The organism is Priestia sp. SB1, assembly GCF_038898415.1.
Map to the genome: position 1 here is coordinate 128,883 of NZ_JBBJSS010000003.1, position 25,438 is coordinate 154,320.

General features: G+C 38.5%; 26 protein-coding genes. 9 read left to right on the forward strand and 17 right to left on the reverse strand.

Annotation, left to right across the window (positions count from 1 at the left end; translation table 11 throughout):
* Positions 1-3: 3 nt before the first annotated feature.
* The 4 genes from ctaE to cyoE all read right to left on the reverse strand — a co-directional run bounded on the left by ctaE (position 4) and on the right by cyoE (position 4,655).
* The gene (gene ctaE, locus WKH56_RS11285; protein ID WP_013056081.1) at positions 4-624 is read right to left on the reverse strand and encodes a cytochrome c oxidase subunit III; all 621 of its coding nucleotides are present in this window, start codon (positions 622-624) and stop codon (positions 4-6) included.
* A complete protein-coding gene (ctaD, locus tag WKH56_RS11290) occupies positions 624-2,489 on the reverse strand; it encodes a cytochrome c oxidase subunit I (protein ID WP_033578414.1) in 1,866 nt (621 codons plus the stop codon). The genes ctaE and ctaD overlap by 1 nt, the downstream gene beginning before the upstream one ends.
* A gap of 34 nt (positions 2,490-2,523) precedes the next feature.
* Complete coding sequence (coxB, locus tag WKH56_RS11295; protein WP_310884269.1) at positions 2,524-3,579, reverse strand: cytochrome c oxidase subunit II; 1,056 nt, start codon at positions 3,577-3,579, stop codon at positions 2,524-2,526.
* A 137-nt stretch (positions 3,580-3,716) separates the two neighbouring features.
* Positions 3,717-4,655, reverse strand: a complete 939-nt coding sequence (gene cyoE, locus WKH56_RS11300) for a heme o synthase (protein WP_310884268.1) — start codon at positions 4,653-4,655, stop codon at positions 3,717-3,719.
* Between the two features lie 504 nt (positions 4,656-5,159).
* Between cyoE and WKH56_RS11305 the strand changes: the two genes are divergently transcribed.
* On the forward strand, positions 5,160-6,062 hold the full coding sequence (locus tag WKH56_RS11305; RefSeq protein WP_028414098.1) for a COX15/CtaA family protein: 903 nt from the start codon (positions 5,160-5,162) through the stop codon (positions 6,060-6,062).
* 39 nt (positions 6,063-6,101) lie between these two features.
* Here the strand turns inward: WKH56_RS11305 and pyc are convergent, their stop codons facing one another.
* The 3 genes from pyc to WKH56_RS11320 all read right to left on the reverse strand — a co-directional run bounded on the left by pyc (position 6,102) and on the right by WKH56_RS11320 (position 11,285).
* A complete protein-coding gene (pyc, locus tag WKH56_RS11310; protein ID WP_033578413.1) occupies positions 6,102-9,551 on the reverse strand; it encodes a pyruvate carboxylase in 3,450 nt (1,149 codons plus the stop codon).
* 133 nt (positions 9,552-9,684) lie between these two features.
* Positions 9,685-10,875: an FtsW/RodA/SpoVE family cell cycle protein gene (locus WKH56_RS11315; protein ID WP_028414100.1), complete on the reverse strand. Its 1,191-nt coding sequence runs from the start codon at positions 10,873-10,875 to the stop codon at positions 9,685-9,687.
* A gap of 143 nt (positions 10,876-11,018) precedes the next feature.
* Positions 11,019-11,285, reverse strand: coding sequence for an Fpa/YlaN family protein (locus tag WKH56_RS11320; RefSeq protein ID WP_370506486.1), 267 nt, complete (start codon positions 11,283-11,285; stop codon positions 11,019-11,021).
* Positions 11,286-11,566: 281 nt separating this feature from the next.
* Here WKH56_RS11320 and WKH56_RS11325 point away from each other — a divergent pair, with 281 nt between their 5' ends.
* Positions 11,567-12,067: a hypothetical protein gene (locus tag WKH56_RS11325; RefSeq protein ID WP_014460988.1), complete on the forward strand. Its 501-nt coding sequence runs from the start codon at positions 11,567-11,569 to the stop codon at positions 12,065-12,067.
* Between the two features lie 38 nt (positions 12,068-12,105).
* Here the strand turns inward: WKH56_RS11325 and WKH56_RS11330 are convergent, their stop codons facing one another.
* Positions 12,106-13,434, reverse strand: coding sequence for a PhoH family protein (locus WKH56_RS11330; protein ID WP_013056072.1), 1,329 nt, complete (start codon positions 13,432-13,434; stop codon positions 12,106-12,108).
* A 216-nt stretch (positions 13,435-13,650) separates the two neighbouring features.
* Between WKH56_RS11330 and WKH56_RS11335 the strand changes: the two genes are divergently transcribed.
* A complete protein-coding gene (locus WKH56_RS11335; RefSeq protein ID WP_013056071.1) occupies positions 13,651-14,250 on the forward strand; it encodes a YhcN/YlaJ family sporulation lipoprotein in 600 nt (199 codons plus the stop codon).
* 26 nt (positions 14,251-14,276) lie between these two features.
* Here WKH56_RS11335 and WKH56_RS11340 read toward each other — a convergent pair whose 3' ends face one another.
* Entirely contained in the window at positions 14,277-14,732 is a 456-nt protein-coding gene (locus WKH56_RS11340) for a pyridoxamine 5'-phosphate oxidase family protein (protein WP_028414102.1), read from the reverse strand.
* 185 nt (positions 14,733-14,917) lie between these two features.
* On the opposite strand from WKH56_RS11340, the gene WKH56_RS11345 reads away from it, so the two are divergent.
* Positions 14,918-15,118, forward strand: a complete 201-nt coding sequence (locus WKH56_RS11345; RefSeq protein ID WP_013056069.1) for a YlaI family protein — start codon at positions 14,918-14,920, stop codon at positions 15,116-15,118.
* Between the two features lies 1 nt (position 15,119).
* Positions 15,120-15,554 carry a hypothetical protein gene (locus tag WKH56_RS11350; protein WP_221832919.1) on the forward strand — a complete coding sequence of 145 codons (435 nt, stop codon included), beginning with the start codon at positions 15,120-15,122 and terminating at the stop codon, positions 15,552-15,554.
* A gap of 26 nt (positions 15,555-15,580) precedes the next feature.
* Here the strand turns inward: WKH56_RS11350 and WKH56_RS11355 are convergent, their stop codons facing one another.
* Together WKH56_RS11355 and typA are read right to left on the reverse strand one after the other, a co-directional pair.
* Complete coding sequence (locus tag WKH56_RS11355; RefSeq protein ID WP_013056067.1) at positions 15,581-15,898, reverse strand: YlaH-like family protein; 318 nt, start codon at positions 15,896-15,898, stop codon at positions 15,581-15,583.
* 161 nt (positions 15,899-16,059) lie between these two features.
* Positions 16,060-17,898, reverse strand: coding sequence for a translational GTPase TypA (typA, locus tag WKH56_RS11360; protein ID WP_013056066.1), 1,839 nt, complete (start codon positions 17,896-17,898; stop codon positions 16,060-16,062).
* Between the two features lie 113 nt (positions 17,899-18,011).
* On the opposite strand from typA, the gene WKH56_RS11365 reads away from it, so the two are divergent.
* Positions 18,012-18,197, forward strand: coding sequence for a YlaF family protein (locus tag WKH56_RS11365; RefSeq protein WP_028414104.1), 186 nt, complete (start codon positions 18,012-18,014; stop codon positions 18,195-18,197).
* A gap of 108 nt (positions 18,198-18,305) precedes the next feature.
* On the opposite strand, the gene WKH56_RS11370 is transcribed toward WKH56_RS11365, so the two are convergent.
* A complete protein-coding gene (locus WKH56_RS11370; protein ID WP_014460992.1) occupies positions 18,306-19,112 on the reverse strand; it encodes an inositol monophosphatase family protein in 807 nt (268 codons plus the stop codon).
* 196 nt (positions 19,113-19,308) lie between these two features.
* Positions 19,309-19,494, reverse strand: a complete 186-nt coding sequence (locus WKH56_RS11375; protein WP_013056063.1) for a hypothetical protein — start codon at positions 19,492-19,494, stop codon at positions 19,309-19,311.
* A 268-nt stretch (positions 19,495-19,762) separates the two neighbouring features.
* Here WKH56_RS11375 and WKH56_RS11380 point away from each other — a divergent pair, with 268 nt between their 5' ends.
* Entirely contained in the window at positions 19,763-20,398 is a 636-nt protein-coding gene (locus tag WKH56_RS11380; protein ID WP_063247549.1) for a YktB family protein, read from the forward strand.
* Here WKH56_RS11380 and WKH56_RS11385 read toward each other — a convergent pair.
* Together WKH56_RS11385 and WKH56_RS11390 are read right to left on the reverse strand one after the other, a co-directional pair.
* Positions 20,375-20,629 (reverse strand): hypothetical protein, encoded by a 255-nt coding sequence (locus WKH56_RS11385; RefSeq protein WP_081213986.1) that lies wholly within the window; start codon positions 20,627-20,629, stop codon positions 20,375-20,377. The genes WKH56_RS11380 and WKH56_RS11385 overlap by 24 nt on opposite strands.
* 128 nt (positions 20,630-20,757) lie before the next feature.
* Positions 20,758-21,027, reverse strand: coding sequence for a UPF0223 family protein (locus WKH56_RS11390; RefSeq protein WP_013056061.1), 270 nt, complete (start codon positions 21,025-21,027; stop codon positions 20,758-20,760).
* A gap of 531 nt (positions 21,028-21,558) precedes the next feature.
* Between WKH56_RS11390 and WKH56_RS11395 the strand changes: the two genes are divergently transcribed.
* Entirely contained in the window at positions 21,559-23,034 is a 1,476-nt protein-coding gene (locus WKH56_RS11395; protein ID WP_028414107.1) for an aminotransferase class I/II-fold pyridoxal phosphate-dependent enzyme, read from the forward strand.
* A 38-nt stretch (positions 23,035-23,072) separates the two neighbouring features.
* Here the strand turns inward: WKH56_RS11395 and WKH56_RS11400 are convergent, their stop codons facing one another.
* Complete coding sequence (locus WKH56_RS11400; protein ID WP_013056059.1) at positions 23,073-23,198, reverse strand: GapA-binding peptide SR1P; 126 nt, start codon at positions 23,196-23,198, stop codon at positions 23,073-23,075.
* A gap of 393 nt (positions 23,199-23,591) precedes the next feature.
* Here WKH56_RS11400 and WKH56_RS11405 point away from each other — a divergent pair, with 393 nt between their 5' ends.
* Positions 23,592-25,112 carry a glycine betaine uptake BCCT transporter gene (locus WKH56_RS11405; protein WP_063247551.1) on the forward strand — a complete coding sequence of 507 codons (1,521 nt, stop codon included), beginning with the start codon at positions 23,592-23,594 and terminating at the stop codon, positions 25,110-25,112.
* 49 nt (positions 25,113-25,161) lie between these two features.
* Here WKH56_RS11405 and WKH56_RS11410 read toward each other — a convergent pair whose 3' ends face one another.
* A complete protein-coding gene (locus WKH56_RS11410) occupies positions 25,162-25,404 on the reverse strand; it encodes a hypothetical protein (protein WP_033578408.1) in 243 nt (80 codons plus the stop codon).
* Positions 25,405-25,438 lie beyond the last annotated feature (34 nt).

Genomic DNA, 25,438 nt, shown 5'->3' on the forward strand with positions numbered 1-25,438 from the left:
AGCTTATCCCACCATTCCCATTAAATATACAACCGTGAAAATAAAGACCCACACAACATCGATAAAGTGCCAGTATAAACTTGCGACATAATATTTAGGAGCGTTATATAAGTTTAGCCCCCGCTTCGCATTTCGAATCATCAAAGAACCAATCCAAAGCAGTCCGAACGTTACGTGAGCTCCGTGTGTCCCAACCAGCGCGTAGAAAGAAGAACCAAATGCGCTGCTTGTAAACGTATGCCCTTCATGAACATAATGCCTGAACTCATAGATTTCTAGCCCTAAAAACGCTAAACCTAAAAGCCACGTAACGCCTAACCATAGCTGCATCTTTTTAAACTCAAAATTTTTCATATGATACATAGCATATACGCTTGTTAGTGAACTTGTTAATAAAATCATGGTTGCTGCAAAAACAAGCTTAATATCAAACAATTCTTCCGGCTTAGGTCCTGACATCGTTGAATTGCGCAAAGCTAAATAAGTAGCAAAAAGTGAAGCAAACAAAACCGTCTCCCCGCCTAAAAAGAGCCAAAAGCCGGTAAATTTATTTTTCCCTTCAAGCGTTGCTTTTTCAGGCGAAGCAGGGAAAGTTTCAGCGGTTAGCTTTTGTTCAGTCTCCATTACATCTTCGCCTCCTTGTCATCATCAACTAAGTCTTCTTTGTGAATATGAAAGCCGTGATCATCAATCCATGAACGGAAGAACATCGATAAAAACATGACGATCATTCCGATAATCCCTACAACATCTCCCCACGCATGATCATTTCGATACAAAAAGCCAATCCCTGCAATAAACATCCCAAGCGATATCATAAATGGAATAAACGATGAGTTTGGCATATGAATATCACCAAGAGGTTCGGCTGGCGTCATTTCTTTATTTCCTGCCATTTTTTCAATCCAATATGCATCTAACCCGCGTACAAGCGGCGTTTGTTTAAAGTTATACTCTGGTGGCGGAGATGAAATAGCCCATTCTAATGTACGTCCGTCTCCCCAAGGATCTCCTCCTACCTTTTGTCCTTTGGCAGTGGTTTTTATAATGTTAACAAGTAAAATGAGCGTAGCAACCGCCATGAAAGCAGCTCCTGATGAACTGATTGCATTCCCAAGGTCGAGACCTTGATTAGGCAAGAACGTCCATACGCGGCGAGGCATCCCCATTAGACCTAAGAAATGCTGAATAAAGAACGTTAAGTGGAAACCAATCAAAAAGAGCCAGAACGTTGCTTTGCTTAACTTTTCATCTAACATCTTGCCAAACATTTTTGGCCACCAGTATGTGACACCTGCTAATATAGCGTATACGACACCGCCTACGATAACGTAATGGAAGTGAGCAACGATAAAATAAGAATCTTGAAATTGATAATCTGCAGGTGCTACAGCTGCCATAACTCCTGTTACTCCCCCGATAACAAATGACGGAATAAAGGCGACAGCGTAAAGCATTGGAGACGTAAACTCAATACTTCCTCCCCAAAGCGTAAACAGCCAGTTAAAAATTTTAATTCCAGTTGGAACGGCGATGGCCATCGTAGCGACAGCAAAAATGGCATTTGCAATCGGACCAAGTCCGGTTGTAAACATGTGGTGAGCCCACACCATGAACCCTAAAAATCCGATTAATACGGTAGCAAAAACCATCGACGAGTATCCGAATAATCTCTTTCTTGAAAAAGTAGGTAAAATTTCCGAGAAAACACCAAACGCTGGAAGAATTAAAATATATACTTCCGGATGACCGAATATCCAGAAAAGATGTTCCCAGATAATCGTATTTCCACCCATTGTGGCGTCAAAAAAGTTTCCACCGAACAAGCGGTCAAAAATCATTAAAAACAATCCAACCGTCAGTGCTGGAAACGCAAACAAAATAAGAGCTGATGCAACAAACGTCGTCCACGTAAACAGCGGCATACGCATATAAGTCATACCTGGCGCCCTCATGTTAATGATTGTTACGAGAAAGTTGATACCTGAAATCAATGTCCCGGCTCCGGAAATCTGCAAACCTATCGCATAAAAATCAATTCCGTGACCAGGCGATGCAATAGACAGCGAAGCATATGATGTCCAACCTGCATCAGGTGCTCCTCCTAAAAACCAGCTTAGATTTAAAAAGAGTCCCCCAAAGGCAAACAACCAAAAACCTAACAAATTTAAAAATGGAAATGCTACATCTCGAGCTCCGATTTGCAGCGGAACAACTGCATTCATCATAGCAAAAAGAAGCGGCATGGCAGCTAAGAAAATCATCGTTGTTCCATGCATTGTTAAAATTTCATTATACGTTCCTGCACTAACAAAGTCATTGCTTGGTATAGCCAGCTGAATACGTATAAATAGCGCTTCCACTCCTCCGACTAGAAAAAAGATACCGCCGGCAATTAAATAAAGAATGGCGATTTTCTTATGATCCACAGTTGTCATAAAGTCCCAAATTGTTCCACCTACACCCTTCTTTTGACTGAGTGTACTCATCGCTAAACCTCCCCTTTTAAAAACGACTGGACGTTTATTTTTCTTTTAAACTCATTAAATAGTCTGCTAGCTCATTTACTTGTTCATCAGTTAAGTCAGGATATGTACCACTCATCTTATTACCCGGCTTAACTTTCTCAGGGTTTTTTAACCATTTTTTGATATTTTCCTTGTTGTGAGGAAGCACTCCGGCTACACGCTCACGTTCAGAAAAACCGGCTAAGTTTGGTGCTTGACGAGCTTGCTCTGGACGATTGTCTTTGACATCAACAGCATGGCATCCGATACAGCTTTCATTAAAGACCTCTTGACCCGCTTTTGCGGATGCTGTTTCTACATCAGGCTTTGCCTTTTTCAAATCTTTTGCCCACGTATCAAATTCATTGCTTGATACAGCCCGTACTTTAAAGTCCATAAGAGAATGAGATGGACCGCAAAGCTCAGCACATTTTCCGTAGAAAACCCCGTTAGCTTCCTTCGATTTTTTAGAATCAAACACTAGCCAAAATTTATTATCATTTTCTGTGTTAGCATCGAGCTTTCCTCCAACTGAAGGAATCCAGAATGAGTGCTTGACGTCAGAAGCTTTAATATTAAAGTAGACTTTTTTATCCGTTGGAACAACTAGATCTTGGGATGTAATAATTTTTTGATTAGGATACTCAAATTCCCACCAGTACAAGTTAGCACGCACATTTACTACGACAGCATCTTTGTCCTTCATTCCTTTTACGTCCGCTAGCTTAAATGTTGAGATGACCGTTGGAACAGTCAAAATAATGAGCAGCAAGATAGGAATCACTGTCCATATAATTTCTAACTTTCTGCTTCCTTCCACTTGCTTTGGAATCACGTTTTCTTCGCCTTTACGACGACGAAAGCGCAGAATAACAAATATAAAGATAATGGTGACCACAATAATAACTAAAACCATGATGGCTGTACTAAGAAGCATAAGCAAATATTGTTCTTCAGCTACCTCACCTGCAGGCTTAAGTGTTGACAAAAACGGTTTTCCACAGGCCGATAACACGAATGCAAGCAGCGTAAATAACGACAAAACACGAAAGTTCAATCGCCATTTTTTCATACCATTCCCCAACCTCTCTTTCATTGACGTGATTTCATCTATGCCCTCTTGAGCATAAAACTTATTCCTTCTATAATGAATTCTACATGTAGAAGAAATCCCCCTTGTGCAGTGTCGCATTCAGTGAAAGATTTTATCTAGGCAAAAAGCGTTGCGACAATCATTGAGACAAATAAAATAGTTAAATAGTTTAGTGAGTAGACAAACATCATGCTAGCCCACTTTGTGTCTTCTTGTTTATTGTATTGAGCAAATCCTAAAAATAGCCATCCTATGTTTAAAACAGTGGCCAAAATTAGAAATGGAATGCCTAATTTGTATAAATAAAGAGGTAATGGCAACAAACAAGCAATCCAAATGAGAATCTGTCGTTTTGTAAGCTCAAAACCATGTACAACAGGCAACATAGGGATTCCCGCTGCTCGATATTCTTCACATCTTCGCATAGCAAGAGCTAGAAAATGAGGCGGTTGCCAAATAAACATGATTAAAAATAATACCCAAGCCACTACGTGTAAATTGGGATCGATAGCGGCCCATCCAATTAATGGCGGGACAGCGCCTGATATACTTCCGATTACTGTATTAATTGTGTATAGTCTTTTGGACCACATGGTGTAAAGAACTACATATGTAAGTATTCCTGCTAATCCGATGAGAGCGGCTACGGAAGAAACAACTAGTAGCATAAGCAAGCCGGTTAACGTCAAACCGATTCCAATCCCAAGGACCGTCAAAGGTGTAAAGCTTCCTGTCACTGTAGGTCGTCCCTTCGTTCGTTCCATTAGAGGGTCAATGTCACGATCTATGTAATTGTTCAAACTGCATGAACCGGCGATGATAAGTGAAGAACCTATTAAAGTAAAAAATGCTTTATCCAGGTTTTCTAAGAAGTGTTGTTCGTTGAAGAAAAGAGCTAGCCAAAAACCAGTAAAGGTGGTGATGAAATTTGAGTTGACTATTCCGATTTTAATCGTAGCTAAAAAATCTGACCAAATGGAACTATTTTCGCTTACATGAGCTGTGTTAGGCGATGCAGAAAGCGTTGAATCTTCCACCATTTTTGAATCTTCCATGGCGCTTCCTCCTTTACTCATCCACAGACTTTTATCTAGTAAATAAAGAGTCTATAAATGAAGGCGTTTTCAACATATTTTTACAAAAATCTCCTCTTTGTTCACAAAGAAGTCATATTCCTCTCACCGAAACTACTTAAAAGCTTCACATGTAAACGATAAAATAGTAGAGAATTATCTATTTCTCATGTTTATTAAACCATATTTTGCCGTTACTTTGTGAAGAATTCATGAAAAAAATATGGATTTTTTTTGTCATGAGCTAAATGCATGTCCCTGTCACTTGTTAAAAGATATTTCTGCAAGTAAAATAGTTTTCTGTACGGTACCTTTTACATATCTGCAGAGTCAAACTCATGAACAACCCTTACACTTTCTACCATTATAACAAATTCAATCAAGTTTATGGAGAATAAATGAAATTTATGTTTAATATACAAAAAGATTAGGATAAAATGTTTAGCTCGTTATATTACTTACTTTGCTTTTAGGATGGTGATTATTGTGCGACTTGGATTAAAGTTTTTATCCGTTGTGACGAGCATAGCCATGTTACTTATTCTACTTGGCGGTGCTCTTGTTACGAAAACTGGTTCAGCAGACGGGTGCGGAGATTCTTGGCCTCTGTGTAACGGACAGCTCATTCCCGACCCTTTAACATTTGAAACCGTTGTTGAATTAAGCCACCGCTTAGTTTCTGGCGTGTCGGGCTTTCTTGTACTCGCTTTATGCGTATGGGCGTGGATTTCACTAGGACATATAAAAGAAGTTAGACCTTTAGCGTTTATCTCTTTTTTCTTCCTAGTACTGCAAGCATTAATTGGGGCCGCTGCCGTTATGTGGGGGCAATCAGATGCGGTGCTTGCTCTTCATTTTGGTATTTCCCTTATTTCGTTTGCTTCTGTACTGCTGTTAACACTTATCATTTTTGAAGTGGATCAAAAGCTCGACACAGCTAATATGCAGCTAGGCTCTAAAATGAAAAAACATATTTACGGGGTTATCTTATACACATATGCCGTTGTGTACACGGGCGCGCTTGTTCGCCATAAAGAAGCTAGCTTAGCCTGTCCAGACGTTCCATTTTGTTCAAACGGAAACGGTTGGCTACCCGTTGATTTGAATCAGTGGATTCAAATGGGACATCGATCCGCTGCTGTTTTAACGTTTGTATGGATTTTAGCTGCCTTTATCCATGCAGTTAAATATTATCGTCATCAAAAAAATATTTTTTACGGATGGTTAGCTGCTCTCATTCTAGTTATTTTTCAGGCGGTTTCCGGTATGCTTGTTGTTGTCACACGTCTGCAGCTAGAGCTCGCGCTTGCTCATTCTTTAATTATCTCTTTCCTATTCGGTGTATTAAGCTACTTGACCTTACTTGCAACGCGTCATACACATAATTAATCAAAAAAGGTACGAGCTCTGAGCTCGTACCTTTTTTGATTAGCTTTCTAATTCAATTAATAAATCTCCCGGCTGGATGCCATCTCCATTCGATACGTGTACTTGTTTAATCACGCCGTCAAATGGTGCTTGCACGGTTGTTTCCATTTTCATTGCTTCTGTGATCATTAAGTGATCACCTTTTGAGACTTTATCGCCTTTTTCTACTACTACTCGAATAACGGTTCCAGGCATTGAAGCGCCAATGTGGGCCGGATTTCCTTGGTCGGCTTTTTGTTTTGCCGTAACGGTTGTTTTGACACTTTCGTCTTTAATCACGACTTCACGAGGCTGACCGTTTAATTCAAAGTATACTGTTCGCGTACCGTCTGCCTGCGGTTCTCCAATGGATACAAGGCGAACGATTAAGGTTTTTCCTTTTTCAATCTCAATTTCAGCCTCTTCTCCTAAACGCATGCCGTATAGGAAAGTCGGTGTATCAAGAACAGAGATGTCTCCGTATTGTTCGACTGCTTTGTGATAATCCATAAATACTTTTGGATACAGCGCATAAGCAATGGCGTCAAAACTCGTCACTTGACGATTTAAGTCTTTAAATAGCTTTTCTTTCACTGCATCGAAATCCACATCTTCTAACAGTTCTCCAGGACGAACTGTAATAGGTTTTCTGCCTTTTAGAATGATGCGCTGAAGCTCTTTAGGGAATCCCCCGTGAGGCTGTCCTAAATACCCTTCAAACAATTCAATAACGGAATCCGGGAAGTCAAGCGTTTCACCGCGCTCAAACAGCGTTTCTTCTGTCAAATTGTTTTGAACCATAAACAATGCCATGTCTCCAACTACTTTTGATGATGGCGTAACTTTTACAATATCACCAAATAACAAATTCACGCGTGAATACATATCTTTTACTTCATCCCAGCGGTTTCCTAAACCAACTGCTTTTGCTTGTTGCTGTAAGTTGCTATATTGACCGCCTGGCATTTCATGCTCGTACACTTCCGTATGAGGAGCATTCATCCCGCTTTCGAAGTCTTGGTAATATTTTCGCACGTCTTCCCAATAGTAAGAAAGCTCTTCTAGATTTTTAATATCCAGATTTGGTCTGCGGTCCGCACCTTCTAATGCGTAATAAAGAGAGTTAGCGCTCGGCTGCGACGTTAAGCCTGCCATTGAGCTTACGGCTACGTCTACAATGTCTACACCTGCTTCAATTGCTTTTGCATACGTGTATACACCGTTTCCGCTTGTATCATGCGTATGAAGGTGAATTGGGATATCGACCGTTTCTTTTAGAGCCGATACTAAATCATAAGCTGCCTGTGGTTTTAAAAGACCCGCCATATCTTTAATGCCTAGGATATGTGCTCCAGACTGCTCAAGCTCTTTTGCTAAGTTCTTGTAGTAATCCAAATCATACTTACGGCGCGTCGGATCTAAAATATCACCTGTATAACACATCGCTGCTTCTGCAATCTTCCCTGTTTGACGAACAGAGTCAATTGCAAGAGTCATTCCTTGCACCCAGTTTAAGCTGTCAAAGATACGGAAAACATCAATACCTGCATAAGCTGATTTTTCAACAAATTCCTTGATTACATTATCAGGATAGTTTTTATATCCAACCGCATTTGACGCGCGAAGAAGCATTTGGAAAAGAACGTTTGGCGCTTGTTGACGTAAAGTAAGCAAGCGATCCCACGGATCTTCTTTTAAGAATCGATAAGCGACATCAAACGTTGCTCCTCCCCACATTTCCATAGAAAATAAATCCGGAAGCAAGCGTGCAGTTGGGTTAGCTACTTGTTTTAAGTCGTTTGTACGAATACGCGTTGCTAAAAGAGACTGATGGCCATCACGGAAGGTTGTATCCGTTAATAGCACTTCCTTGCGTTCTTTCACCCAATTTACTAGCCCTTCAGCGCCTTTTTCATCTAAAATCTGCTTTGTTCCGTTTGGAATTGGTTGTTTTATATCGACATTAGGAACACGCGGTTTCGTAAAGATTGGCTTTTTCTTTTCCGATACACCCGGGAATCCGTTTACCGTAACATTCCCAATGTATGTAAGCATTTTAGTTCCGCGGTCTTTTCGCTTAGGGAAGACGAAAAGTTCAGGCGTTGTATCAATAAAGGATGTATCATAAGCGCCTGTTAAGAACTTATCATGCTTTACTACATTTTCAAGAAATGGAATATTGGTTTTAATTCCACGAATACGAAACTCTTTTAAGTTCCGTACCATTTTTGATGCGGCTTGATCGAATGTTAAGGCCCATGTTGTTACTTTTACTAACAGTGAATCATAATACGGCGTAATGACAGCACCTTGGAAGCTGTTTCCCGTATCTAAACGTACGCCAAAACCGCCACCAGAACGATAAGCCATAATCTTACCCGTATCCGGCATAAAGTTATTTAACGGGTCTTCTGTCGTTACACGAGATTGAATTGCATATCCATGTACGTGAATTTGGTCTTGTGCAGGAATAGACACTTCCTTGCTGTGAAGTGCGTAGCCGTCCGCAATTAAAATTTGCGATTGAACGATATCAATACCTGTAATCATTTCAGTAATTGTGTGCTCTACTTGAACACGTGGATTTACTTCAATAAAATAAAAATCGTTTCCTGATACTAAAAATTCAACTGTACCAGCATTTATGTACTGCACTTTTTCCATCAGCTGCACAGCTGCTTCACAAATGCGGAGACGTAAGTCTTCATCTATAGAAACACTTGGTGCTACTTCTACTACTTTTTGGTGACGACGCTGCACTGAACAGTCGCGTTCGTAAAGGTGCACAACATTTCCTTGTTCATCACCTAAAATTTGCACTTCAATATGTTTTGGATTTTCAACTAGTTTCTCGACGTATACTTCATCATTACCAAAAGCCGCTTTTGCTTCTGATTTGGCACGATCATAAGATTCATTCAGGCTGTCTGCATCGCGAACGATACGCATACCTCGACCGCCTCCGCCCAAAGCTGCTTTGATCATTAGAGGATATCCATGCTGATTAGCAAATTCTTTTGCTTCGTCAATTGAATCAATAGGACCATCTGTACCAGGAATAACGGGAATATCTGCTTGAATAGCCTGATGACGTGCTTTTACTTTATCGCCAAACATATCAAGATGCTTGGATTTTGGGCCAATGAAAATAATGCCTTCTTCTTCGCAACGTTTTGCAAATTGGATATTTTCTGACAAAAAACCATAGCCAGGGTGAATAGCATCTACATCATGAGACTTAGCAATGTCGATGATGCCTTCTATATCTAAATAAGCATCAATCGGCTTTTTCTCCGCTCCTACTAAATAGGCTTCATCCGCTTTGTAACGGTGATAAGAACCTGCGTCTTCCTTCGAATAAATTGCAACAGTCCGAATATTCAGTTCAGTACATGCTCGAAATACACGAATCGCAATTTCTCCTCGGTTTGCTACTAATACTTTTTTGATTTTTTTAGTTACAAAACTCATGTTGCTAATCTCCTCTCAATTTCGTATAAACTTCAATATATAGCAAAATTGGATAAAAGAAAAGCAAAAATCAATGGAAAATAATAAAATTCCAATAAATTTTTGCTTTTTTTACACAATTTTTTTACGAAAATCAATCGCTTGTTGTTGATGTATTGTTCGGATGTAGCACGATATTTTCCGTATTTTTCTGTTTTTTATTTTGATAATTTACGAAAAATGAAATATTTACAATAATTCCCATAGACACCATCAGCGTTAGCAGCGAAGACCCTCCGTAACTGATAAACGGAAGCGTGACGCCGGTAATCGGAATGAGTCCCGTAAGCCCTCCAAGGTTGATGCCTGTTTGAATACCTATCATACTGGCTACTCCAATACAAATCATGCTAGCAAACGGATCCTGAGATTTTTTAGCCAGCATTAAAATCCTGAAAATTAAGAAGCCTAAAAGGCCCAGCACGAGCATAACTCCAAAGAATCCTAATTCTTCTGCAATAATGGCCATAATGAAATCGGTATGGGGCTCGGGAAGATAACCATACTTTTGTACACTTTCTCCTAAACCAAGGCCTTTTAAGCCTCCTGTACCTATTGCTAAATATGAATTAACCAGCTGATAACCGGTTCCTTGAGCATTAGCAAACGGATCTGACGCACCGGTAAAACGGCCGATTCGATTGGCAGTAAACTGACCTGTAAAAAAACCAATCGTAATAATGACCGTAAGCAAAATAATACCTAGTGCTAACATGCGGAAAAAAGTTTTTTTAGAGATTCCCGAACATAGCATAATGGTAACGGAAATCGCAAAAATAATTGATCCCGTTCCAAGGTCAGGCTGAATCGCTACAAAACCTAATATTAGAAATACAAGACCCATAGGTCCAAAAAAAGCTTTTTTGATGTTGTCAATATACTCTTGCCTTTTAGACAAAACATACGATAAGTATAAAATGACAACAAGCTTGGCATACTCAGCCGGCTGCATGTTTGCTCCGCCAAGCTGCAGCCAACTTTGCGCATTGTTACTCGTATGCCCCATTACAAACACAAGCAAAAGCAGTACAAAAATGCCCAGAATCGCATAAGGCAGTATTTTAGGATACAGCTTGTAAGGTGTTAGCATTGTTAAAATGAACAATACAAGCGTAAACGCAAGCCACATTTTTTGTCTGTTGTAAAAGAAATCACTTGACGTATGATATCTTGTAATACTTACAATCATACTTGAACTGTAAACCATAACTAGTCCAACCGCACAAAGAAGCAGCACTGGAATTACAATTGAATAGTCAAAATGCCTAAATATTTTTTTTACCATAACCCTCTTCCTTTAAAAATGACGTGTTTCTGTTTCGTTTCATCTTTTATGTACAAATTTGAGTAAATTAGGAAATTTCAACCACCTGTAATAAAAAACTCAAACTACGTTTGTATATAGTTTGAGTTTCGATCGCGTGATTTTTATTTTTTTGTAAACGCTTCATGCAGTGCAGAAAGTTCACGCTCGAGGCGGTCTAGCAATGTTTTTCCAACACGTTCATCAATTAAACCAAGACGAACTGCAAAATCAATTTCTCTTGATAAACCAAACATTTGTGTATCTAAAACCTCTTCATAGAGAGGACATTGTGGCATTGTTAAGTTATCCATTTGAACTTGAATTAATTGCAAAATCTTATCTGCATCAGCTTTTAACAACGCATACGCTTTTTCACGATGATCTATCATTGTCTCAGGCGTCAAACTCAATCCCTCCGTTCGCGAGCGATTACCTAATCTATCTCTCAATTTTAAAGGCTATGCTCCAAAAAAGCAAGGATAAACATGTCCGTGAGGCTGGCCGTCTTTTTTATACTGTTACTTTCTCAAAACCATTACCATAGATGTAGGAAATTTCGCACTTTCGTTGACTCTTACATTATATCATACGAGAATCACTCTCAACTAAATTTTTTCATCAAAGTGACAAATAAGGAGAAAGCGCTTATACTTTTAGCAAGGGGGCATTTATGATGAATTCAATTATTATGTTAAAAGGAAAAGTAAAATATACGCTGACACTCGACCCAAGCGTGTGGATTTTCGATGACCGCAAGCTCGATATGGACGTTTTCTTTGAACATCCACCGGAGCAAAAAGATGAGACAGAAGCGTACACAAAGGCTGTTTCTAAGCATTGGGACCGTGAAATTCAAGAAGGAGCCGTCTTTCCTCCTACGTTAAAAACCGAAAAGAAATTCAAAAAACAGGAGCTAGTAAATGGAACATTTGGGATTTTATTTGCACCTTTTCTAGCAAACGCTTCACCTACTGAAGACGCTACCAACGTTTCATTTAAAACAAAAGACGCGCTGATTTCTTTTTCATTAGAAGAAGCGCAAAAACTAATCTTTGGTTTCAGCCAAGACGGAAAGCCTCTTAGAGAAGACGGGCCTATCTATGTCTATTTACCGGACGGATCTAACCGAAATAACCCTATTAAATATGTGGAAGAAATCATCGTTACATAATAAAAAAAGTGGGGTTCCAAAAGGGACCCCACTTTTTTTTAAAGAATATCAGCTGCTAATTGTGCTAGCCCGGAGCGCTCTCCTTTGATTAACCGAACGTGGCCCGATACTTTTTGCTCTTTAAACTTTTCAACTACGTACGTTAATCCGTTGTTATACTCATCTAAATAAGGATGATCAATTTGAGCCGGATCTCCCATAAGCACAATTTTACTCTTTTCCCCTACCCTTGTTAAAATTGTTTTAATTTCATGCTTCGTTAAATTTTGTGCTTCATCAATAATAATAAACTGTTCCGGAATACTTCGGCCTCTTATATACGTCAAGGCTTCCACTTCTATTGAACTCAGCCCCGCTAGAATCGCATCCAGTTCTCCAGGTTTTTTAGTGTTGAATAAGTACTCTAGGTTATCATAAATTGGTTGCATCCATGGACGAAGCTTCTCCTGCTTTTCTCCTGGCAAGAATCCAATATCTTTCCCTAAAGGAACAATTGGACGAGCTACAAGCAGCTTTTTGAAACACCCTAGATCTTCCGTCTGCATAAGTCCTGAAGCTAAAGCAAGCAGCGTTTTCCCCGTACCTGCCTTTCCAATTAACGTGACCAGTTGAACGTCGTCTCTAAGAAGAAGTTCTAACGCCATAATTTGCTGAACATTTCGAGGTTTAATTCCCCAGATATGATCATATTCAAATAAAAGTTTTTTTACTTTCGTTGTTGTTTGATCGACAATGCCGATGGCTGATCCGGATCCTCCAAATGCATCTTTCATCACTAAGAATTGATTTGCAAAAAAGGAGTGGTTTGCAATTTGAGACGTTAGCAGCTCTCCTTTTTCGTAAAATTGACTCAGCAGTTCTTTTGCAATATAGACTTCTGAAAAGCCTGTATAAATACTATTGAATTCCACTACTCGATCACTTAAAAAATCTTCTGCTCTTAAACCGATTGCGTCAGCCTTCACACGTACCAACACATCTTTACTCACTAGTATCACTTCACGTCCATCTTCTTTTGTTTCCTCTTCAAGGGATAAATTTTTAGCAACAGCTAAAATCCGATTATCATTTGTTTTTTCCACAAAGATTTCTTGAAGCTGTTGAAAAGAGCGATGATTGAGTTCAATTCGCAAATGGCCCCCATTTTCTAACGGGATTTTCTCATATAACTTTCCATGTTGTCTCAAGTTATCAATGAGTTTGGATACCTGCCTTGCATTTCGTCCGACTTCATCCATATTTCTTTTTTTCGAATCAACTTCTTCTAGTACAACGGCTGGAATCACTACTTCGTTATCATCAAATGAAAAAATTGAATGCGGATCTTGTAATAAAACATTCGTATCTAATACATAAATTTTTCCCAATAATTCAGCCTCCTACTCCGATTGTTTTTCCTGTAAGGAGTGAAACAAGGCACCCATCCATTTATATACTATGTAACGCACATGTGTGAAGTGACCTTAAATGGACGGACCATTTTCTTTAAATATATGAACACGTGTATAAAGATAGAAGAACTATTAGAAACTAAATACAAATTACTACAAAAAATGAGTCATTCATAAGGAGGAGTCTCCCACATGAACAAATTTTTTCTATCCATTAGCTTATGTTTTATTACACTAACCGGCTGCAACAATAATCAAGCAGACGTTGAAGAAGGGCAAAAGACAGATCGAATTGTACAGGTCAAAAATTCATCTCCTGAACGCTCTCACAAGCGTACTGCTAATGAAATATCAGCGCATTTAGTTGAACTGGCTTCAAGCGTTCCGAATGTAAATGATGCTACTGCCATTGTGCTCGGCAAGTATGCAATCGTAGGCATTGACGTCGGCAAAGATATTGATCGTTCAGAAGTAAGTTCAATCAAATATACAGTTGCCGAAGGTCTGAAAGCTGATCCGTACGGCGCTAACTCTGTTGTTATTGCAGATCCTGATACGGTCGCTCGGCTAAAACAAATTGGAAATGAAATTCGCAAAGGTCGGCCGGTTACAGGATTTTTAGATGAATTAGCAGCCATTGTAAACCGAGTGATGCCTGAATTTGCAGAAGAAATCCGCCGAAATCCTAGTTCAACAGATACAAACAATCAAAAATTAAATAATAAACAAGAGCAAAATTTAAAGAATGAGCAGGAAAAACAATCTAATAATCACCTTCAAAAAAATGAATAAGAAAGTCGCTTAGCGGCAGGCCGCTGCTAAGCTTTTTTTATCGCTTCAATTACTTGCTTATCGAGTTTAGCGGCTGCTACTGGATCATAGGTCTTTTCATATGAAGGGTTTACTGAAATCTTAGAGCCATAGAACATGACATCTCTTACTTCATTAATATCTAGTTCAATTAGTGTCAGCTTTAAAGCTACTCCTTCTAACTTTTCCTGCACTACCTCAGCTATTCCGCTGATTGAGTAGCATGATTCATTAGCAAGAATATTTACCACTGCTTTATTCGTATGTTTAATGTTTTCTACAATCCTCGATTTGACATCTACGGCAAATCGAATTTTTTGTTTAGTCGGAGCTACTAACCACGAAATGGCACTAACATTTGGAGCGTTTGTTTCAAAATCAATAGTTGAAATGGTTGCAAATCTCTCTGTCTGTAGCTCATCGTATAATGCATCTACTAATTGAGTCTCGACTTCGTTGGCCATTTTCATCCCTCCTACTGTTTATGTACTTACTAGTTACTATCTTCGAGCTAACAAGCAAAATTACCTGCTTCTTTAGGAATGTTTTCCTATCGTTCCTTTTCTCCTGAGAGATAGCACCGCAAAAAAACTTTATAAAACAAGAATTTTCGGCTAGAATGATGTATAGAGAAGTTGAGGTGATAGAAATGAGAGTACAATGTGTCATGTGCGATAAAATTGAAACAATTGAGGATGAAACGCTCGTGGCAAAACGACTGCGCAACCGTCCTATCCATACATATATGTGCAATGAATGTTCTGAACGGATTGAAAAACGAACAAAAGAACGCATAGCTACTGGTAACTTTAAACTATATGAGTCGAAAAAGACAGAGGAGGATTGGTAAGGTGCTCCGTTTAGGAATAAGTATTGGCATGTTCAGCGGGATTATCCTTGGGCTATGTTTGAAATGGATAGAATGGCTAACGGGCACACAAGTTTATACCCTTTTATTAAATGTTGATTTTATTCCTATCATTGGCCCTATTCAATGGCCTGAATGGGTGGAGTTTGTTTTTCATTTATTCATTGCCGTTGCAATTGGGATCGTTTTTGTTTACATAGTAGGTAAATTAAAAAATATGTCTATTCGAAAAATCGTATTTTGTTCTTTTTTATTAACACTTCCAACCATTCCTTTGTATTTTCCGTTGACGCTGCTTGCGCTTAAGCCTACGCCTGCGGTGGATGATGCAGTAGCAATTTTTTATTGGACAGCTGGCCATTTAATTTTCGCAGCCGCTCTTGTCTTCGGCTATATCATACTAAAAAGACGCTTGTAGCTACAAGCGTCTTTTTATGTAGTCTTTTATGAACCCAACGTGGAGTTTTGCTTTTTAGCCTGATACAGCCGTATTTTATAAATAATTAATACAAGCGCTGCAACCACAAGCCCTTCAGCTACAGGTAAAAAAATGCCTAAAAACGTTAAAATCGTACATCCAAAAGCTAAAAATAGATAAATAACCACAGATTTTAAAAGCGGCAGCTTCTTTGCAAACCCGAGTTTGTACACAAGAACAGATAGCCCTAAAATAGTAAAGTATAACAGCCACATTCCTATTTTTGCATGTTCATCTACTTGATACAAAGCAGCAAAAAATGAAAGGTGTTCTTTTACATCCATCTTCCTTCCCCCTATTCCTTACTTTACATTATTCGATATAAGCCACCTTTTTCCTTTCCAAATCATCTCTTTATAAAACGCTTTCAAAAAAATAGAAAATTCTGATATAATTGATAAAAAACAAGCCGCTAGCAAATAAAGCTAACGACTTCCTTTTTTTATTATTTCGTGTCAGCGTATTTTTTCTTTTTCGCTGCTTTTTCACGTTCATTTTTATCAAGAATTTTTTTACGTAGACGAATAGATTCTGGTGTGATTTCACAATATTCATCTTCGTTTAAATATTCAAGTGATTGCTCTAAAGACATAATACGAGGTTTTTTCATACCTGTTGTTTGATCTTTGTTAGCAGAACGCATATTCGTCATTTGCTTCATTTTACAGATGTTAACAACGATATCATTTTCACGAGTGTGTTCTCCTACGATCATACCTTCGTATACTTCTGTACCTGGCTCCACGAAAATTGTACCGCGGTCTTCTACGCCTTGGATTCCATAAGTAGATGATTTACCGCTTTCCATAGAAACAAGCACACCTTGACGGCGACCTCCAACTTGACCTTGCTGCATTGGTTGGTAGCTATCAAATGAATGGTTAATGATACCGAATCCACGAGTTAACGATAAGAACTCAGTTGTATAACCGATTAAACCACGTGCAGGAACCATAAAGATCAGACGAACTTGACCGCTTCCGTTGTTAATCATATCAACCATTTCACCTTTACGAGCACCCATTGATTCCATAATAGAACCCGTATGTTCTTCAGGCACGTCGATTTGCACACGTTCAACTGGCTCACAGCGAACCCCATCAATTTCACGAACGATTACTTCAGGTTTTGATACTTGAATCTCATATCCTTCACGACGCATATTTTCAATTAAAATAGATAAATGAAGTTCTCCACGTCCTGAAACGACCCATACATCCGGTGAATCAGTATTTTCCACGCGTAAACTTACATCTGTCTCAAGTTCAGACATTAAGCGCTCTTCAATTTTACGAGATGTAACAAATTTACCTTCACGACCAGCAAACGGTGAATTGTTTACTAAGAACGTCATTTGTAAAGTAGGTTCATCAATACGTAAAATTGGCAGTGCATCTTGGTGGTCAAACGGACATACTGTTTCACCTACGTTGATGTCTTCCATTCCTGATACAGCGATCAGGTCTCCTGCTTTTGCTTCTTCGATTTCAACACGCTTTAAGCCTAGGAAACCGAATAATTTTGTTACGCGGAATTGTTTTACCGTACCGTCAAGCTTCATTAATGCAACTTGCTGGCCTACTTTCATTGTTCCGCGGAATACGCGCCCTACACCGATACGACCAAGGTAGTCATTGTAGTCAAGCATTGCCACTTGGAATTGAAGCGGTTCGTCGCTGTTGTCTACTGGTGCTGGAATGTGCTCGATGATTGAGTCAAATAGAGATGACATGTTCTCATCTTGCTTTTCTGGGTTCGTGCTAGCCGTTCCGTTGATTGCTGAAGCATAAACAACAGGGAACTCAATTTGTTCCTCACTTGCACCTAGTTCAATAAATAAGTCAATTACTTCATCAACTACTTCAGTTGGACGAGCAAAGTCACGGTCAATTTTGTTAACAACAACAATCGGCGTTAAGTTTTGCTCTAACGCTTTTTTCAATACAAAGCGCGTTTGAGGCATACATCCTTCGTATGCGTCTACTACAAGTAGAACACCGTCTACCATTTTCATAATACGCTCAACTTCTCCACCGAAGTCAGCATGTCCTGGCGTATCCATAATGTTGATACGCGTATCTTTATAATTAATAGCTGTGTTTTTCGCTAAAATTGTAATTCCACGCTCACGCTCAAGGTCATTTGAATCCATCGCACGTTCTTCAACATGCTCATTAGTACGGAATGTTCCGGACTGATGTAATAATTTATCTACTAACGTTGTTTTCCCATGGTCTACATGGGCAATAATGGCAATATTACGTAAATCTTTACGAATGTTCACGCATTTCACTCCTATGCTTGTAATAACTAAGCTATTATATCACACTAACTCTAGAATTGCAGAATGATTTTGTTGTACACTATAAATATCCGTTACAAATGGGAGGAATCAACATGAGAAACATTAAGTGGGTATTTGTTTTATATGCATTCATCGCAACTGCAGCTATTATGTCAATTGGCATATTTATCGGAGAAGGAAGCGCTCTCGGGGTCATTTTAGCTATCGTAGCTTTAATTGTTGTAATGGGTCTTGGCTTTACGACTAAGAAAAAAATGCGAGAAAAAGGGCAGCTGTAATTTTTTTGCGATGATTGAAAGCGTCATGGCCATTTGCAACATCAAAATGGTTCATGACGTTTTTTCATCACAAAATTCTTTGACTACACGTAAGTCTTCACTTCTATTTTATTTATTCCACTTTCCTTCAAGGTACGTACGAAAGATTTCGTCATGTAATGTTGGTTTGCTTACAAATACACTGCTTTTTTCAAGAATCTCTAACGGCTTCCCTTCTAAATCCGTCATGACTCCTCCAACTTCTTCAATCAACACTTTACCGGCAGCAAAGTCCCATGGAGCCAAACGTAAAGTAATGTATCCATCCAAGCGTCCAGCCGCTACGTAAGCAAGCTCAATAGCTGCGGATCCATATGAACGGGTCCCTCTTACTTTACGCACAAGCGGACTTAATACGGAAGGATCAATACGGCGGTTCTCCGTCACCCACGTTGCATTTAAGCTAATAATAGCTTCTTCAACTGGTACAGGTTCAAGTTTCGGCAATTGGATGTCATTCATAAACGCGCCCTGTCCTTTTAAAGCATGATACAGCTCATTATGAATAACATCATAAATATAACCTGCTTGTCCTACACCATTTTCGAATATACCGATGGAAATAGCAAAATTTCGCTGCTGATGAACAAAGTTCATCGTACCGTCGATCGGATCGATAATCCAAATCGTTCCTTCTTCTGATTCAAGCTCTTCCCCATATCCTTCTTCTCCGAGAATATGATGTTCCGGAAAGGTTTCATTGATTTTTGAGATAAAAAACTGTTCAATTTCTTTATCCATATTTGTTACTAAATCATTTGGATTCGATTTCGTTTGAATGAGAAGTTCTTTACTAAACGACTGTTGAATTTTTTGTCCAGCTTCTTTTAGCCACTCTTTAACGTATGTATCAATTTCTTTCCAGCGTTGTGTCATCTCAATTCCCCCTCAAAAATACGTCTCTTATTTTAAGCTTAAAAAAACCTCTGCAAGATGTCAATTAACAGAGCACGTGGGAGAAGAACTGCCGCTTCTTCTCCCACGTGCTCTGTTACCACTTATGAATCTGCTCATTCAGTTTAATCCTTTTTTACAGTTTACCCATATTTGTTCTATTTTATTCCCGTGTCTGCTACTGAAGAGATATCATTTCTTCACGAAGTTTCTCGAGCTTTCGCTTACATTTTTGTTTTTGTTCCTCATTATTCTCCATCATGGCTTCATATAACGTCGCTAACTCGTAATCTAACTCCAACCGAATTACACCTAATCTTTTTTGTCCATCATTCTTCTTATACATATTCACCACTTGTTTCATGTTTCAAACACCCCTCTCAAATTATTGAACCCACTTATAGAAAACTAAATTTTCAGATATTTTGATTGATATAGTCTATGTCGAAACCTAATCTCATGCAACTAAATTGTGTGATTACCTATAAAAAAATGATAGACACGTTTTGACAAGCATATGCGAATTAATTGGTGTTTATGCTTTTCATGTGGTAGAATCTTCGCGTAAATCATACTTACTTGCATAGATGCACAGCAGCTATACATATTCACTAAAAAAACGGAGGTTTCACATGGCATTCTCAGGATTTTCACAAGATGACTTTAACGTATTCCGTATCGAGGGGCTTGATGCACGTATGGAAGCCATCAAGACAACGATACGCCCAAAATTCGAACAATTGAGCAATCATTTTGCTCCTACTCTTTCTTCACTTTGTGGAGATGAAATGTTCGTACACATTGCCAAGCACGCACGAAGAACAGTTAACCCGCCAGCAGATACGTGGGTAGCCTTTGCTAACAGTAAACGCGGGTATAAAAAGCTCCCTCATTTTCAAATTGGCCTTTGGGAAACACACGTCTTTGTGTGGTTCGCCGTCATTTACGAATCACCTATTAAAGAACAATTTGGAAAGCTGCTAAAACAAAACATGGAGGAGATTCGTCAAAATATCCCAGACTCGTTTGTTTGGTCGAAAGATCATACAAAACCTGATAGTAAAAAAATGGGCGACTTATCTTCTGAAGACTTAGAGAGTTTGTTTGAACGTCTAGAGACGGTTAAAAAAGCTGAGATCCTATGCGGCATTACAATTCCAAAAGAAGAAGCGATTGCAATGAGCGGCGAAGAATGGATGGCTCGTATTGAACAAACATTTCATACGGTAACTCCATTATATGAACTAACTAAAAAAGCATATGCATAATTTTAACGAATTGATATAAAAAAAATGAGGGTGACACATAACGAAAGGAAGCTCATCGAAAGACCAACAAATGGGATACATAAGCTGAAACGCTTGTGACACCGCAGTTGATTTCCCTGCAAGGCTTCGCTTTCCGCCGGCGGCCGGTGAGCCTCCTCGTCGCTTGCGCTCCTGCGGGGTCTCACCTGTTCCGCTTTCCCCGCAGGAGTCTTCGCCTTGCCTTCCAATCAACTGCTAGAAGAAACGAAACAGATAAACTCTATGTTTACCGTAACAAAAAAACGAATCATTAATCAAACAATTTGATTAATGATTCGTTTTTTACTTCGGCTAAACTACTTTTGTCCCAGTCTCATTTTTTACATTTTTATGATATCTCCAGAAGAAGCAGCCTTTGCTTTTTGAATCGTTCGATAAGAAGAGTATTTGCTTTGGTCTTCAAAATCGTTACAGATTGTTTTTTCTTCTGCTTTACTTGGCACAATTTCTTTAAATCGGCGATAGACTGCCATTAGGTGATCACGCTCAATACCTTTTTCATAAGCTCGTTCAATGCTTTCAAAAAACTTCACTACATCAATAATTTCTTCTGTACTCCAATCAAGGGAGATAGGGTATTGATATTCCACTTCTCATCACTCCATTTATTTCTTCATTCTATGTATATCTATATTCTTAACTCTATCACAATCTATAATGTACACAAAATTTATTCTCTTTTCACCCAAAAGAATTTCTCCTTTTTTTTCTTTTTATTTTCTCTTTAAAATATCTTTGCAAATAGGTTAATAAGTGCTATAATTCTTTTGTTTTATGGGGATTTTCAAAACATAAAGAACTATAAAATAATAAGTAATAAGCAGTTTACAATTACTTGTATTTTTTTAACTAAAAATTGTATTTATATTATCAAACAGTAGTAAACATACGCGTTTCATTCATTTATATAATGGTTAAAATCAAGAAAACTGCGGAGTAGAATTTCTGTTGAATTTCTTTTATAGAAAAAAGATCTGATATTTTAATATGTATAATTCAACAGCCATTAGTTTTTGGTATATAAAATTGAATGCTGTAATTTGATAAAAAAACAATCAAAGTCCCTCTAAGCTTTGCTTAGAGGGACTGACAATTTATGATAAAAGAGGTGTATAGCAAAGTTGTCTTCTCAATTTTCAACTCCATTATTTACTGGATTAGTTAATCACGCTAAGAAAAACCCAACACAATTCCATATCCCTGGACATAAAAAAGGAAATGGAATGGATCCTGAATTCCGCTCATTTATTGGCGATGATGCTTTATCCATTGATTTAATTAATATCGGTCCCCTTGATGATCTTCACCAGCCAAAAGGCATTATCAAACAAGCGCAGGATTTAGCTGCAGAAGCATTTGGTGCTGATCATACTTTTTTCTCTGTTCAAGGAACGAGCGGAGCAATTATGGCAATGGTTATGGCGACATGTGGACCTGGAGATAAAATTATCGTTCCTAGAAACGTGCATAAATCTGTTATGAGTGCGATTGTTTTTTCAGGAGCTACGCCTATTTTTATTCATCCTGAAATTGACGAAAATCTTGGCATTTCTCACGGTATTACATCGGACTCTGTAGAAAAAGCCTTAAAGCAGCACCCTGAAGCAAAAGCAGTGCTTGTTATCAATCCAACTTACTTTGGAATTTCCGGAGACCTTCGTAAAATCGTAGAAATTGCCCACTCGTATCAAGTGCCTGTACTTGTTGATGAAGCTCACGGCGTTCATATTCACTTCCATGATGATTTGCCTCTGTCTGCTATGCAGGCCGGTGCAGATATGGCAGCAACAAGCGTGCATAAATTAGGCGGTTCTATGACGCAAAGTTCCATTTTAAACATACGCGAAGGCTTAATTTCTCCAAAACGCGTACAGTCTATTTTAAGCATGCTGACAACAACATCAACCTCTTATCTGCTGCTGGCTTCTTTAGATGTTGCACGAAAACGTCTAGCTACAGAAGGAAAAGAGCTGGCTGAACGTGCAATTTCTCTTGCTGAAAAAGCACGAAAAGAAATTAATACAATTGAGCATATCCGATGTATAGGCAGAGAAATTTTAGGCACAAAAGCTACGTATGATTTAGACCCTACTAAATTAATTATTTCTGTTTCAGATTTAGGAATTACGGGCTATGACGTAGAAAAATGGATGCGTGAAGCTCATAATATCGAAGTGGAAATGTCTGACCTTTATAATATTCTATGTATTATCACGCCCGGAGATACAGAAGAAGATCTTTCACGTCTTGTCACAGCTCTGCGTGAGTTATCCGCAAAATTCCATAACCTTTCTGAGACAACGGCAAAACCGGCTATTTTATTACCTGATATTCCTGTATTGGCTTTAACACCTCGTGATGCTTTTTACGCTGAAACCGAAGTGGTACCTTTTCATGAGTCAGCAGGTCGTATTATTGCAGAATTTGTAATGGTCTATCCTCCTGGTATTCCTATTTTTATTCCTGGGGAAATCATCACTGAGGAAAATTTAACCTACATTGAAACAAACTTAGAGGCAGGTTTACCAGTGCAGGGTCCGGAAGATTTTGAATTAAAGACATTTCGTGTCATTAAAGAACATAAAGCAATTCAATAAAAAAAAGGTGCGGAATTCCGCACCTTTTTTTTATTGAATTAATCTAAATCTTCATCTGCTTTTTGACATTCTCCGCTTTTACATGTTGAGTATAATCGCGTCACTTTCTCATCTTCGAAATGATCAATTGTGCAGTTACATGTTTGACATACGATTGTTCCCATTTTGTAAACTCCCCTTTAACCGTCTTTTTTTGTAAGCGTTTTACAACTCTTGATATTATATTATTATGTCACATTAAATATGTCAACAACTAATTAGTATGTCACATTAAAAATATTTTTCTCATAAATGTTATATTTGTTTTTAAAAAACTGACCCCTTAGCATCATCTCTATTTATATAAAAAAACTATGTCTAATTTTATATCTATTTCGGCACTTTAAAATAATTACGAAAAATAAGAATTTGAGATCTTGCCTTTTTTTCTTACCAATAGGGTAGACATTTCATACAAACTTTACTAGAATGTATAACCATGTGGTTTCATGTATAGCTGAAAAGGCTATATGAAACACTATGTTATGTAAAATAGAATAGGAAAGGAGTGTTAATCGATGAAAAAACTGACTCCCGTTTTTATCATTTCGGTTATTATTGCTGCAGTATTTATCGTATGGGGTGTTATTCCGGAATCTGTGCTAGGAAGCGCGGGGCTTACACCTGTCACGTCGGCAATACATAGTTTTATCATCGAGAAATTTGGCTGGTATTATTTATTAGCAGCTACATTATTCTTAGTTTTTACGCTGTACTTAATTTTTTCAAAGTACGGAAACATTAAACTAGGTAAACCTGACGAAAAGCCTCAGTATGGTTATGTCTCGTGGTTTGCTATGTTATTTAGTGCTGGTATGGGGATTGGACTTGTATTCTGGGGTGTTTCAGAACCAATCAATCATTTTCATACTCCACCTTCTGGTGAAGGCGGTACAGCAGAATCAGCTCGTGCAGCTCTACGTTATTCGTTTTTCCACTGGGGTTTACATCCTTGGGCTATTTATTCCGTTCTTGCACTGGCCCTTGCATATTTTCAATTTAGAAAAGGTTACCCGTTCATAATCAGTAATATTTTACGTCCACTATTAGGAAAACGTGTTGATGGACCTCTTGGAACGATCATAAACGTCATCGCCGTATTTGCAACTGTCTTTGGGGTAGCAACATCTCTAGGACTTGGCGCTATTCAAATTACCGGTGGAGCCTCTTACTTGTCACCAAGTATTGATAATAATTTTACGACTCAATTAATTGTTATTATTATCGTGACGTTCTTGTTCATGCTGTCAGCACAGACAGGTCTGAACAAAGGTATTAAGTATTTAAGTAACATTAATATTGTTTTAGCTATTCTGTTAATGTTGTTCTTGTTATTTGCAGGTCCAACCAACTTTATTATGGACTTATTCGTTACAACAATTGGCAGCTACATTCAAAACTTGCCGTCGATGAGTTTTCGATTGAGCCCGTTTGATAACAGCACCTGGGTTAAAGATTGGACAATTTTCTACTGGGCATGGTGGATCGCCTGGGCACCGTTCGTTGGCACGTTTATTGCTCGTATTTCACGAGGTAGAACCATTCGAGAATTTTTAATTGGTGTACTAGCTGTTCCGACCGTATTTGGCGGATTATGGTTTGCTGTATTCGGAGGTTCTGGGGTTTATTTAGACTTTTTTAAGGATCTTCCTGTTATGGATGTTATCAATAATAAAGGAACAGAAGTTGCTTTATTCTACGTACTTGAACAGTTTCCATTTGGTACGTTCATGTCCATTGTTGCTATTTGCTTAATTGCTACATTCTTCATTACATCAGCTGACTCAGCTACATTTGTTTTAGGAATGCAGACAACAAACGGTGATCTAAATCCTTCAGGCTCTATTAAGCTTACGTGGGGCTTAATTCAATCGTTAACAGCAATCATTCTGCTTTGGACAGGTGGTTTGGATGCGCTCCAAACAGCTGCGATTATAGCAGCACTTCCATTCTCAATTGTGCTGGTGCTAACGGTCTTCTCATTAATGAAAGCATTTAAAGAAGAAGGCGCGTTAAAAAGAGAAAACAAATCTGTGTAAGACAAAAAAAGCGTTAGCTTATATAAGCTAACGCTTTTTTTATGCACTCTTATGCCGTGCAAAATAAAATTAGTTGATAACATGTCAAGCAGATAGCTGACGTTGTGCCCGTCATCATAAGCGCCAGTCTTTTAGATTTGACGTTCATTTCTGCTATACCGTAAGCTAAATAAGCAAATACTAAAAATAAAATAATTTTAGATGTCAATTGATCACGTTTTGATAATAATTCAACCAGTGAATACCCCATCCAAATAACAATGTGCAAGCTCCAAACGAAATATGTCTTCATAGCTCCTTCGCCGCCTTTTCATTCGTTATCCAAA

Excerpts from the sequence above, each read along its gene's own strand:
- ctaE (WP_013056081.1), bottom strand. The coding sequence starts at position 624 with ATGGAGACTGAACAAAAGCTAACCGCTGAAACTTTCCCTGCTTCGCCT.
- ctaD (WP_033578414.1), bottom strand. The coding sequence starts at position 2,489 with ATGAGTACACTCAGTCAAAAGAAGGGTGTAGGTGGAACAATTTGGGAC.
- coxB (WP_310884269.1), bottom strand. The coding sequence starts at position 3,579 with ATGAAAAAATGGCGATTGAACTTTCGTGTTTTGTCGTTATTTACGCTG.
- cyoE (WP_310884268.1), bottom strand. The coding sequence starts at position 4,655 with ATGGAAGATTCAAAAATGGTGGAAGATTCAACGCTTTCTGCATCGCCT.
- pyc (WP_033578413.1), bottom strand. The coding sequence starts at position 9,551 with ATGAGTTTTGTAACTAAAAAAATCAAAAAAGTATTAGTAGCAAACCGA.
- WKH56_RS11315 (WP_028414100.1), bottom strand. The coding sequence starts at position 10,875 with ATGGTAAAAAAAATATTTAGGCATTTTGACTATTCAATTGTAATTCCA.
- WKH56_RS11320 (WP_370506486.1), bottom strand. The coding sequence starts at position 11,285 with ATGATAGATCATCGTGAAAAAGCGTATGCGTTGTTAAAAGCTGATGCA.
- WKH56_RS11325 (WP_014460988.1), top strand. The coding sequence starts at position 11,567 with ATGATGAATTCAATTATTATGTTAAAAGGAAAAGTAAAATATACGCTG.
- WKH56_RS11335 (WP_013056071.1), top strand. The coding sequence starts at position 13,651 with ATGAACAAATTTTTTCTATCCATTAGCTTATGTTTTATTACACTAACC.
- WKH56_RS11340 (WP_028414102.1), bottom strand. The coding sequence starts at position 14,732 with ATGGCCAACGAAGTCGAGACTCAATTAGTAGATGCATTATACGATGAG.
- WKH56_RS11345 (WP_013056069.1), top strand. The coding sequence starts at position 14,918 with ATGAGAGTACAATGTGTCATGTGCGATAAAATTGAAACAATTGAGGAT.
- WKH56_RS11355 (WP_013056067.1), bottom strand. The coding sequence starts at position 15,898 with ATGGATGTAAAAGAACACCTTTCATTTTTTGCTGCTTTGTATCAAGTA.
- WKH56_RS11365 (WP_028414104.1), top strand. The coding sequence starts at position 18,012 with ATGAGAAACATTAAGTGGGTATTTGTTTTATATGCATTCATCGCAACT.
- WKH56_RS11370 (WP_014460992.1), bottom strand. The coding sequence starts at position 19,112 with ATGACACAACGCTGGAAAGAAATTGATACATACGTTAAAGAGTGGCTA.
- WKH56_RS11375 (WP_013056063.1), bottom strand. The coding sequence starts at position 19,494 with ATGAAACAAGTGGTGAATATGTATAAGAAGAATGATGGACAAAAAAGA.
- WKH56_RS11380 (WP_063247549.1), top strand. The coding sequence starts at position 19,763 with ATGGCATTCTCAGGATTTTCACAAGATGACTTTAACGTATTCCGTATC.
- WKH56_RS11400 (WP_013056059.1), bottom strand. The coding sequence starts at position 23,198 with ATGGGAACAATCGTATGTCAAACATGTAACTGCACAATTGATCATTTC.
- WKH56_RS11405 (WP_063247551.1), top strand. The coding sequence starts at position 23,592 with ATGAAAAAACTGACTCCCGTTTTTATCATTTCGGTTATTATTGCTGCA.
- WKH56_RS11410 (WP_033578408.1), bottom strand. The coding sequence starts at position 25,404 with ATGAAGACATATTTCGTTTGGAGCTTGCACATTGTTATTTGGATGGGG.